Source organism: Fulvivirga sp. AWR4_260 (genome assembly GCF_056158185.1).
This window is the reverse complement of record NZ_JBSWSU010000001.1, coordinates 460,840-472,966: the sequence shown is the minus strand read 5'-3', so window position 1 is coordinate 472,966 and position 12,127 is coordinate 460,840. Positions and strand designations below refer to the sequence as shown.

The window sequence follows — 12,127 nt, the reverse complement described above, 5'->3', positions numbered from 1 at the left end:
ATACATAGGTTAATCAAAACTTAATTAACCTAACTCTATTAACCTATGAAAAGATTTCTCTCACCTTTTGTCTGGGTTGTATTGCTATGTATTTATAGTACTGCATCGGGGCAAAATGAAATCGTAGTTACGGGTAAAGTAACTGCAAAAAATGACATGGCACCCATTCCTGGTGTCAATATTATGATTCAAGGTACTGGCACAGGTACACTTACAGATCATAATGGAGCATATAGTTTGAAGGCTCCTAATGATGCTACCTTAATTTTCTCTTTTATCGGCTATACTACCCAAGAAGTAAAAGTAAATGGGGCTAAAGAGCTCAATGTTTCGCTTCCTGAAGCTACTCAACAATTGGCAGAAGTGGTGGTGGTAGGTAGTCGTGCTCAAGGGCGCACAAAACTAGAAACTCCTGCTCCTGTAGATATTATTAACGTGGAGCAAATGAGTGCAAATATGCCACAACAGGGGCTCGCAGAAATGTTAGTTGCTACAGCTCCTTCATTTAGTGCAGTGCGCTCTCAGGGCTCAGACCTTTCTTCTCATGTAGATCCGCCCACATTAAGAGGGTTAGCTCCCAATCAAATGTTAGTGCTGATAAATGGAAAAAGGAGGCACTCTTCAGCACTGCTTAATGCATCTCAAACGGGGTCTTATGCTAATGCTGTGGATATGAGTTTTATTCCTACTGCAGGGGTGCAGCGGGTGGAGATTTTACGCGATGGAGCTGCCGCTCAATACGGCTCTGACGCTATTGCAGGGGTTATGAATGTTATCTTGAAAAAGGGTACGGGCGTTTTTTCTGGTAGTTTTACTGCTGGCGGGTTCCCTAATATGGCGCCTGATTTAAGTGATACTGACCTTACTGATGATGAGAAACAGTTATCACGAGAAACCGATCCCGATGGTTTTAGCTATCAATTTCAGGCCAATTACGGATTTGAATTTGATAATGGAGGGTACTTAAGTGTAACAGGAACCATCAGGCAAGACAAAAGAACGGTTAGGCCTACTGTACTTTCGTTAGATAGGGCGCCTCTCTATGACGAAAATTATTTGAATAATGAAAGAACGGACACTAATGGAAAACCTATAATTACTAACCCTGAGCTGATCGATGCCTTAGCCAATGGTAATATGGAATTGGCTAACGAGCTTAAAACTGTAGATGGCTTAATGAAGGCCAGAGGAATAGAACAGCTTGACGTAGCTACTTATGCAGGTCAGCCTGCTATCAACTTGGGCTCAATGGCTTATAACTTGGGCTTGCCTATTGGAGATGACTTGGAGTTTTATTCTTTTGGTGATATTGGGTTTAAATACGTTGAAGGTTTTAGTTGCTTTTACAGAAGAGCTGCACAAGCAGATAGATCAAATTTTGACCTGTATCCTAATGGATTTAGGCCTCAGGTGTATTCAAATCAAAGCAATTTTTATACTTCAAATGGAGTGCAAGGTAAGCTTGGAGATTTCCAAATTGATGTGAGTAATACTTTTGGCGGTAATGTAATGAGCTTTGGTATGTTCAATACTTACAATGCAAGCCTAGGCTCTAACTCTCCAGTAGATATGGATTTAGGCAAGCATGCGTTTTATCAAAACACCACTAATATTGATGTTTCCCGATATTATGATGACGTGCTTCAGGGGCTTAACATCGCTGTTGGTACAGAAATGCGGATCGAGAATTACAAGATTGAAGCAGGGCAGGAAGAAAGTTATACGGCTGGCCGTTTCGGTATAGTCACAGCCAATCAGGATGATGATTTGTTGGTGGGGCCGGATGGAAAACCTCTGGAAGATCTTAATGCTAACCCTATTGTTGATGCTGATGGAAACCCTATTGTATTGCCATATGCGGGATATAGCCAAGAGATAGTGAAAAATTATGCATTAAATTGTCAGTGCTTCAGGGGTTTTGGTCCTGAAAATGAAGGGAATGAATTTAGAACCGTGATGGCTGCCTACTTAGATATAGAATTAGATGTAACTAAAAAGTTTATGCTAGGAGGTGCTGCAAGGGCTGAAAATTATCTTGATTTTGGGAGTGTAATCACTGGAAAAGTGGCCAGTAGGTATTCTATTACTAATGATTTTGCCCTTAGGGGTTCATTTAGTACCGGTTTTAGGGCTCCCTCACTTCAAGAACTGAATTACTCACATACCTACACATTTTTTGTTGGGTTAACTCCTTATGATGGTACCATTTACCCTAATAATAGTACTGCTGCCAGAGTTTTAGGCATAGGAGACTTATCAGAAGAGCGATCTACAAATGTAAGTATTGGTTTTGCAGCGCAAATAATGAAGAAACTGTCGTTAACGATAGATGCCTATAAGATTGATATTAAAGACAGAATATTTGCTACCAACGATTTTGATGCCACCGATGCCCCTGTTTTAGCGCCAGTAATTGGTGAGGGCTTGGGGAGTTTTCGGATTAACGGGGGAGATGTTAGCACAAAAGGAGTGGAGCTAGTGGCTAATTATTCTACTAATTTGGGTAAGGGTAATCTGGCGCTTACATTATCAGGTACTTTAAGAGAAAATAAGTTTGAAGGCGCTAATGTTCCTAGCTTAAATGTAGCCTTATCAGAGCAGGAGCTGGAGCAAATGTATGTTGATCGAGAAGATATTGGTCAGTTTGAAACAGGCACGCCAAGTACTACTTTTATTGCATCTGCCACCTATTCTTTAGGTCGAATTTCTGGCATGATTCGAGGTCATTATTATGGTGAAATTACCAGTAGAGACGGGCAGCAGCGAGAGCTCCTTTCGGGAGAAACCGGATATGCTGATCAGACTTATTCAGCTCAAACTACATTCGATTTTGGAATTACATATGAGTTGACTTCTAACTTGTCACTCACAGCAGGAGGTAATAATGTGTTCAATGCATACCCTGATATTATGAGGTATGAGTTACGCACCTTTTACATGTACTCCAACTATCAACAAGGTTCTGCTGGTGCTTATTACTTCGGTAGGCTAAGCTTCAAATTCTAACTATAATCTTTTAAATAATGAAATTAATAGCTAAATTATATACTATTCTAGCCCTGTTTGTGATTCTTGTAGGTTGTTTTTCTTGTGAACAGGAAAAAATAGATCCTGTTGGTACCGTGGCAGCAGGGGGAGGCACGGTCAATTATTATTCTGCATACACTTTGGATTCCGTAGTAGGAGAAGGTAATGTATATGGTAGGGTAGTGTTTTGGAAAGATAATGCGGCACGTACTTTAATTCAGGTGGCACTTTACAATACCCTTGAGGGACTTACTTACTCTTCAATGGTGCTGACAGGGGCTAAAGGTAATGAAGGGACTGAACTTGCTTCATTGGGAGAGATAAATGGGGGTACTGGTGAGTTGGAGTCATCGAAGTTTTATGTGGTAGCTGATAAAGAGTATTTCTCTTCTGTTGCCAGTCTGGATGCTCATATAAACATCTATTCGCCAGATGGAACCACAGTTGTAGCTGTGGGTGATATTGGAAATAATGCTACGCCTGTAGAAGCCAATTTACCTAATCAATAATACATCTAACTACAAACAAATAATCTTACCATGACTTCACCTATTAATAGACGAAAATTACTAAAAAGCGGACTGCTCAGTTTGGGAGGGATTTCTGTCATTCCTCATTTAAGTTTTGGAGAAACAGCCAAAGCCTCTTTATCTCTGGATACTCAACAACGTGTGGTGTATTCATCGTTATTTAAGGAGCATTTACCTCCAGTAAAGGGACGGACGGAATTTAAAGCTAAGTTAAATGCCAATGAAAATCCTTACGGCCCGTCTCCGAAAGCTTTGGAGGCATTTAAGGCGTCAGCGCATAAAGGCAACCGTTATGCTTGGTTTGAGCTGATGGATTTGATTGAGAAAATTGCTAAAAAAGAAGGTGTCTCTTCTGATCATATTATGATGGGGCCAGGCTCTTCCGATTTATTAGAAAAGGTAGGCATGGTCTTTTTTAGTAATGGAGGTAATGTTGTGTCTGCAGATCCATCTTATATGTCATTAATGAATGTGGCTCAAGCCACTGGAGCCAGCTGGAAATCAGTGCCGCTGACTAAAGATTGGGCGCATGATTTGGATGCTATGGAGCAGGCAGTAGATAAAGACACTAAACTCGTGTACATCTGTAATCCTAATAACCCTACGGGCACGCTTACTGATGCAAATAAACTGTACGATTTCTGCAGCAGAGTGTCTGAAAAAGTGCCTGTTTTTGTAGATGAGGCATACCTTGACTTTTTGGATAAAAAAGAGCAACAGAGTATGGTCTCGTTAGTGCAAAAGGGGAAAAATGTAATTGTAGCTCGTACCTTTTCTAAAATTCATGGCATGGCTGGGCTTCGTGTGGGCTATATAGTGGCGCTTCCCGAAACCTTAAAAGTATTACAAGATATTACTAGGGGAGGGATGGGTATTACTTATCCTTCTGTATATGCTGCTTCTGCAAGCCTTGATGATACGGAGTTTCAAGATAAGAGCAGAAACCTAAATAAAGAGGCACGTGAATATGTGTATAAAAGTTTAAAAAGTATGGGCTATGAGTACGTGCCGTCTTCAACCAGCTTTATCATATTTCCTATTGAAATGGGGGGCAAGCAGTTTTTAGATAAAATGTATGCCAATCAAGTTGGGGTAAGGGTTTTTGATATTATGGATAAGCCTTGGTGTAGGGTGAGTATGGGTACTTTAGATGAGATGAAGGTGTTTACCAGCGCACTTCAAGTGGTAACTGGCTAATGCCTCTTATTTTAAATATAAACATAGCATAGAGCTACTGCCTCTATGCTACTTTTCTCCTTACAATTAAAATCAACCAATGTTATGGGAATAGCCCTCCAAAAAACCTTAACACTATTGATTTTTATTTCCCTAGGCCTAGTGCTAAAATCTAAATTTGGAAATAAAGATCAAGTAGCCGGAATAAAAAATTTTATATTAACACTAGCTCTTCCTGCCACTATTTTTGTGGCATTAATGAAAGTGAAGCTTAGTATGTCATTAATGTTTTTACCCTTAATGGCTCTGGTATTTAACTTTATATTGTTTTTTGCTACACCTTTCATTTTAAAATTATTTGATATTTCAAAATCTTCACCCTCAGGAAGGGCGCTATGCATGCTACTTCCATCATTAGCGCCAGGCTTGTCTTGTTTCCCTTTTATTCTTGAGTATTTAGGGGAAGATCAGCTGGCTAATGCTGCTATGGCAGATGTAGGTAATAAATTTTTTGTGCTTATATTTTTGTATGTCATAGCTATGAACTGGTTTTATGCTTCTGATAAAAGCTCCAGTTCTGTTGAAAAGGGTAAGTTAAAATTATTGTTTAAAACCCTCTTGAAAGAACCGATTAACCTCGTGATGATTTCAGCTATAGTATTAATGACTTTTGGGGTTAACCTGCAGCACTTGCCTTCATTTATAGGAGATGGTGTTGTTAGAATTAGTGCTATTATGACACCACTCGTATTAGTATTTATAGGGTTAGCGGTAAAGTTCAAAAGTGGAAAAGTTGGCGTTGTGGTCTCCATCTTGTTCATTAGAGCAGGTCTTTCCATATTAATAAGTGCTTTATTTATTCACTTTGTGGGAGTATCTGATGTCAATACACGCATGTTAATCATTGTTTTTCCACTGAGTGCATGTAGCTTTTGGCCTTATGCACACATGTCTGCATTCAATCAAAGTGAACAAGAAAAGCCTTTGTCAAAAAGAACTTTTAATATTGATTTAGGACTATTGGTTTTGGCGCTGTCAATGCCCTTTTCTACAATCTTGATATTATCAATTTTATCTATGGGTAAAGGGTATGCTTATTCTGGGTGGTTATTTGGCCTTGCAGGTCTACTCATCGTTTCGGGGTGTATTTACCCAATCTTTAAGAAGCTTTTAATTCGTAGCAGAGACCGAAAATCTGATTTAATAAAACATCAAATCTTAGAGCAGCCAGAAGTGTAATAATTTATAATGAGTTTTTAGGTTATTACTTTATCAGTTAATTTGCATTCTGTCGTTAAAGATTAGAAATGCAAAAACCTACTTTAATATTTGAAAGTTCACCATTGTTTTTATTGCTGTGCTTAGTCTTAGGTGTAGCTTTAGCATACTTTTTATATAGAAAGAAGTCTCCATGGGGGGAGGGGACTAAGCGAATATTAATTGTATTGAGGTCGATTTCTTTCGCAATAATTGCTTCGCTACTAGTTTCTCCTGTATTAAAGCAGATTGATAATACCACTGAGCGCCCTACTTTGGTTGTAGCTGTTGATAATTCAGAATCTATATCTGAGGTGCTAGACAGTGTTTCAGTTACAGCCATTAATACTAAAGTAGATGAAGTAATCCAGCAAGCTGCTGGCAAATATGATGTAGAATATAGGACTATAAATGTTAAGGGTAACTCTCAATTCCCTGCTTATGACGAATATTCGTCTAGTAGTTCTGATTTAAATACTCTTTTAAGGCAGGTAGATGAAGATTATGAAGGCCGTAATCTAGGAGGAGTAATATTAGTTTCAGATGGGATTTATAATGAAGGTACTTCTCCTACCTATACCGATTTTTCATTTCCTGTTTATGCTGTGGGTGTTGGTGATACTATCCCTAAGTCAGATGTAAGTATAACCTCTCTTCTTTATAACAAAATAAGTTATCAAGGAAATAAGTTTCCATTGATAGTTCAAGTGGCTAGCCAGAATTATAAAGGAAAGGTTGTAAATGTTTCTGTTTCTCAAGGGGGTAAAGTTATTGATGCACAAAAATTGACCTTGGCAGGAGATAACCAATTGGAGGAATTAAAGTTTTTGATTAGTGCAGATAACAAGGGGTATCAGAGGTATAAGGTTTCTGTTGAGGCAGTTGAGGGGGAGTTTTCTGTTGAAAATAATGTAAAACAGGCTTATGTTGAGGTAATTGAGGGTAAAGAGCAAATTGCAATTATAGCCAATTCTCCGCACCCAGATATCAAGGCTATTAAATCAGCTATTGAAACTAATCAAAATTATAAGGTAGACCAGTACTTATTAAGTGATAACTCTGATGTACAAAAACTGCAGGCACTTACTACAAAGTACGATTTAATTATTTACCATCAGCTTCCTGATCAAAAAGGTAGGAGTAATGGTATAATGAATAAGTTAACTGAAATAAAGACTAATACGCTTACTGTTTTTGGTTCTGCAACTAATGTGCGAACATATAATAACCTACATAAAGAGCTGCTTACCATTAATGCTGTGCCCAGTGAATATGATCAAGTGACGGCAGTTTTTAATGAAGGCTTTGCCAACTTTAAACTATCTGATGAGTTGCAGAAATCTTTTGATGAGTTTCCTCCACTTGAAGTGCCTTTTGGTAAAATAGAAACAGGTGCTTCGGCTCAAGTGATGTTGTATCAAAAAATCGGCTCAGTTGCAACTAATAGACCTTTGCTAGCAATTGAAGTTAATTCCGATAATAAAAATGCTGTGTTTTTAGGTGATGGTCTTTGGAAATGGAAGTTATTAGATTATGCCAAAAATGAGGATAATAAAAAGTTCAATGAGCTGATTTCTAAACTTGTTCAATATTTATCATCTAAAGAAGATAAGAGGAAGTTTAGGGCATATCCTGTGAAAAATGAATTTTTGACCAGTGAAAAAGTTGTTTTTGAAACAGAAGTGTATAATGATTTATATGAGCGAGTGTATGGTAATAAAATAGATATTACTATAAAAAACGAATCTGGAGAAAACAAAAGTTACAGCTTTGTTACGAATCAAAATAATACCAAATATGAAATTGGAGGACTAGAAGAAGGGGTTTATAATTATTCTGCAACTACAACAATAGAGGGGCAGAGGCAGTCTGTGTCTGGACAGTTTCTTGTTAAAGAGTTACGATTGGAGGCTCTTAATCTTACGGCTGATTTTAATTTATTGAGGGCGTTGTCCTTCAAGTCCGGGGGTGAGTTTTACACTTCGAGCAACCTATCAGGATTAAGTAAGTCGTTGATGAATTTACCATCTACAGGTATTATACATTCAAGTGAAAAGTACCTTCCATTTATAAATCTTAAATGGGTATTTTTCTTAATACTAACTTTACTTTCTGTAGAGTGGTTTCTAAGGAAATACTATGGGAGTTATTAAAAACGATAAACAAAAAAAGCAGCTATTAGCTGCTTTTTTTGTTTATCGTTTCAAAGGTTTATTGTTCTTCTTTACCTTCTTTTTTTGATGCTCTAGGCTTTTTTATCTTAAGCTTAAGCTCTTCGCTCTTGCCATCATGGTCAGCGATAATTGTAGCTCCTTCTTCTAATTCACCTTTTAATATCTCTTCTGCTACAGGGTCTTCCAAGTACTTTTGGATGGCTCTGTTTAAAGGACGAGCACCATATTGAGGGTCATATCCTTTTTCAGATAAGAAATCTTTAGCTTTAGTAGTTAGTTCTACATCGTAACCCAAGGCTTTGATTCTTACAAATAGTTTGTCAAGAGTGATGTCAATAATTTTGTGTATGTCTTCTCTCTGTAATGAGTTAAACACTATTACATCATCTAATCTATTTAAGAATTCAGGGCTGAAAGCTTTTTTCAAAGCACTCTGAATTGTAGCCTTCATCATTTCATCTTCGCTGTTTTGGCGCGAAGTAGTAGAGAATCCGATTCCTGTTCCGAAATCTTTAAGATCTCTTACACCAATATTTGAAGTCATTATAATAATGGTGTTTCTGAAGTCTACTCTTCTTCCAAGGCCATCAGTTAGAATACCATCATCTAGCACCTGAAGTAATAAATTGAATACATCAGGGTGAGCTTTTTCGATCTCATCTAGTAACACCACGCTGTAAGGTTTTCTTCTAACCTTTTCAGTTAATTGGCCACCTTCTTCATAACCAACATATCCTGGAGGCGCTCCCACAAGTCTTGATACAGAGAACTTCTCCATATATTCACTCATGTCTATTCTTACCAAGCTATCTTCTTTGTCAAAGAGGTAAGAAGATAACATTTTAGCTAACTCCGTTTTACCAACTCCTGTTGGGCCTAAGAAAATGAAAGAACCAATTGGTTTTTTCGGATCCTTTAATCCAACTCTTGTTCTTTGAATAGCTTTGGTAAGCTTTTTAATGGCATCATCTTGCCCGATAACCTTACCACTAAGTTCTTGGTTCATGCCCAATAACTTATTGCTTTCCTTTTGAGCAATACGTTTAGTAGGGATGCCAGTCATCATAGCAATTACGTCTGCTACATTGTCTTCATCTACGGTGTAACGCTTGCTCTTGGTCTCTTCTTCCCAGCGTTGCTTCGCTTGCTCCAGCTGTTCTAGGAGTTTTTTCTCTTTATCTCTAAGTTGAGCAGCCTCTTCGTATTTTTGGCTTTTTACAACTTTGTTTTTCTCTTCTTTTATGTCCTCTATAGAGGCTTCTAGTTTTACGATTTCGTCAGGAACGTGTATATTATTTATATGTACACGTGCACCGGCTTCATCCAATACATCTATAGCCTTATCTGGAAGATACCTGTCGCTAATATATCTGTCTGATAATTTCACGCAAGCTTCTATAGCTTCAGGTGTATAATCAACATGGTGGTGGTCTTCGTACTTTTCCTTAATGTTATCAAGGATCTGAATAGTTTCTTCAGGAGTAGTAGCGTCCACCATAACCATTTGGAACCTTCTGGCTAGGGCACCATCTTTTTCTATGTACTGTCTGTACTCGTCTAAGGTAGTAGCTCCGATGCATTGAATTTCTCCTCTGGCTAATGCAGGTTTAAACATGTTAGATGCATCAAGAGATCCTGAAGCACCACCAGCGCCAACAATTGTGTGAAGCTCATCAATAAATAGAATAACTTCAGGAGACTTTTCAAGCTCATTCATTACAGCCTTCATTCTCTCTTCAAATTGCCCTCTGTATTTTGTTCCTGCTACTAAAGAGGCTAGATCTAAGGTTACTACTCTTTTTCCAAAAAGTACACGAGATACTTTCTTCTGAATAATTCTTAAAGCAAGTCCTTCCGCAATAGCAGTTTTACCTACACCGGGTTCTCCAATTAATATTGGATTATTTTTCTTTCTACGGCTAAGTATTTGAGCTACTCTTTCAATCTCTTTCTCCCTTCCAACTATTGGGTCAAGCTTGTTTTCTTCAGCAAGCTTGGTAAGATCTCTACCAAAGTTATCAAGAACAGGAGTGCGAGATTTCTCAGTGCCTTTTTTCTCTTTTCCTGCCCCAGAGCCTCCTGATCCAGATCCGCTGCCGAAGATTTTTGATGAATCTTCATCAGGATCATCGGTGTCAGATGATGCCATTGGGTTTTCAGTTTGATATTCTAATAGTTCTTTGACAACATCATAGTTGACATCAAACTTTTCGAGAATTTGAGTGGCAATGTTATCATCATCTCTCAAAATAGAGAGTAGCAGATGTTCAGTGCCAATCAATTGGCTTTTAAATATTTTCGCTTCCAGATAAGTGATTTTTAATACTTTTTCTGATTGGCGTGTTAGAGGAATATTAGCAAGATTTTTCACATCATGTGAAGCAGTTCCTTTAGAAACCTTTTCCACAGCTGATCTTAATTCTTCTAGTGATATTCCTAGTTTTTTAAGCAGACCTACAGCTACACCTTCTCCTTCTCTGATCATGCCTAGCAGAAGATGTTCTGTGCCGATATAGTCATGCCCAAGTCGTAACGCCTCTTCCCTGCTGAGGGAAATAACTTCTTTAACTCTATTTGAAAATTTTGCTTCCATATTTGAGCAATTCTAGTGACTAGTGTAAATGTATAATATCTTAAAAATAAATGCTACTTGTGTAAGTACCATCAATCTTTATTAAAAAAACGGAATAATGTACTTAAAGTTCATTATTTCGATGTAGAAGCGAGGAGCACATTTTTTGCATTGGGCCCTTCGCAAAAGAGTAAATCAATAATACTTAAATTCTCCACAAAACCCACGCCAAATACTTGAGTATATTTATGTGGTGTATAAAATTTATTTTCTGCGTAGTCTTTTTTAGGGTGTATAGTTGATCTAAGGTCTGTTACGCCCACTTCTTCTTTAATATACGAATTTGTAAACATAATAGGTTTATCTATTTGAAGAAGTTTTAAACAAACTGTTAAAAAATTATAATTTAAATCGATGAGGAATGGTTCCATTTTTTGGAATTCTCTCTCGAAATAGTCCGCAAAGTACTCGAAAAATGGTGCTTTGCCATAGGCAGAGCGGATGGCTCGCCAATGATTGTTTAGCCACTTTTGACTATAATCGATTTTAATATCCTTAATTTTTATTTTTTTTCTGCCTCCTTGTACCGGAACTACCAAGCGGTCTGTCTTATTGGCAGCTAATATATGGCACCGGTTTCTATATGATTGTTTTTCAAAGTATTCTTCTTTTTCTAATAACACTTCGTCAAATTGGTTGATGCATGCGAAGTATTCTAAAGAAGGAAGGTATTGTAAGTCAATAAGTGCTTTATTCATTTATAATTGCTCGTTAATATTTCCGAGCCCTTCTCTTATAATTATAAATTCGTTTTCTGTGCAATCCACTACTGTAGATGGTATGTTGCCTCCCATTCCGCCATCAATAACTATGTCTACTTGATGTTTCAGTTCTTCATAAATTACCTCCGGGTCGGTGGTGTATTCTAAGATATCATCATCATCTTTAATGGAGGTAGTAACTAGTGGGTTTCCGAGTTGCTGAACCAGCATGCGAGGTATATTGTTGTCAGGTATTCTTATACCTACGGTCTTTTTATTAACTCCTAGTATTTTGGGTACATTACTATTTGATTCTAATATGAATGTAAATGGGCCTGGTAAAGCTTTTTTGATCACTTTAAATGTAGGCGTGTCTATCTTTTTTACATAATTAGAAATGTCACTTAGGTCATAGCAAATAAATGACAGATTTAAGTTCTTAGGCTTAATATTTTTAATTCTACATACTCTATCTATGGCTTTTCTATGAAATAAATCACAGCCAATACCATATATAGTGTCTGTGGGGTAAATAACTACCCCACCATCCCGAAGTACAGAGGCAATACGCTCTATTTTGTCTAATTCGGGGTTCTCAGGGTATAATTTTATAAATTCTGCTGGCATAGA

The 12,127-nt window shown here is 37.6% G+C and carries 8 protein-coding genes; 5 read left to right on the top strand and 3 right to left on the bottom strand.

Translation table 11 applies throughout. The annotated features are described in order from the left end of the window. Window positions 1–45 precede the first annotated feature (45 nt). The 5 genes from ACXACQ_RS02195 to ACXACQ_RS02175 all read left to right on the top strand — a co-directional run bounded on the left by ACXACQ_RS02195 (window position 46) and on the right by ACXACQ_RS02175 (window position 8,143). Window positions 46–3,006: a TonB-dependent receptor gene (locus ACXACQ_RS02195; RefSeq protein WP_474974283.1), complete on the top strand. Its 2,961-nt coding sequence runs from the start codon at window positions 46–48 to the stop codon at window positions 3,004–3,006. 17 nt (window positions 3,007–3,023) lie between these two features. Continuing rightward, a complete protein-coding gene (locus ACXACQ_RS02190) occupies window positions 3,024–3,536 on the top strand; it encodes a hypothetical protein (protein WP_474974282.1) in 513 nt (170 codons plus the stop codon). 30 nt (window positions 3,537–3,566) lie between these two features. Further along, window positions 3,567–4,754 carry a pyridoxal phosphate-dependent aminotransferase gene (locus tag ACXACQ_RS02185; protein WP_474974281.1) on the top strand — a complete coding sequence of 396 codons (1,188 nt, stop codon included), beginning with the start codon at window positions 3,567–3,569 and terminating at the stop codon, window positions 4,752–4,754. A gap of 84 nt (window positions 4,755–4,838) precedes the next feature. Further along, the gene (locus ACXACQ_RS02180) at window positions 4,839–5,972 is read left to right on the top strand and encodes an AEC family transporter (RefSeq protein ID WP_474974280.1); all 1,134 of its coding nucleotides are present in this window, start codon (window positions 4,839–4,841) and stop codon (window positions 5,970–5,972) included. A gap of 68 nt (window positions 5,973–6,040) precedes the next feature. Further along, on the top strand, window positions 6,041–8,143 hold the full coding sequence (locus ACXACQ_RS02175; RefSeq protein WP_474974279.1) for a VWA domain-containing protein: 2,103 nt from the start codon (window positions 6,041–6,043) through the stop codon (window positions 8,141–8,143). 58 nt (window positions 8,144–8,201) lie between these two features. On the opposite strand, the gene ACXACQ_RS02170 is transcribed toward ACXACQ_RS02175, so the two are convergent. The 3 genes from ACXACQ_RS02170 to ACXACQ_RS02160 form a co-directional block, all read right to left on the bottom strand. After that, window positions 8,202–10,757: an ATP-dependent Clp protease ATP-binding subunit gene (locus tag ACXACQ_RS02170; protein ID WP_474974278.1), complete on the bottom strand. Its 2,556-nt coding sequence runs from the start codon at window positions 10,755–10,757 to the stop codon at window positions 8,202–8,204. 113 nt (window positions 10,758–10,870) lie between these two features. Then, a complete protein-coding gene (locus tag ACXACQ_RS02165) occupies window positions 10,871–11,494 on the bottom strand; it encodes a WbqC family protein (protein WP_474974277.1) in 624 nt (207 codons plus the stop codon). Further along, window positions 11,495–12,124, bottom strand: coding sequence for an L-threonylcarbamoyladenylate synthase (locus tag ACXACQ_RS02160; protein WP_474974276.1), 630 nt, complete (start codon window positions 12,122–12,124; stop codon window positions 11,495–11,497). It abuts the gene before it with no gap. Window positions 12,125–12,127: the final 3 nt, after the last annotated feature.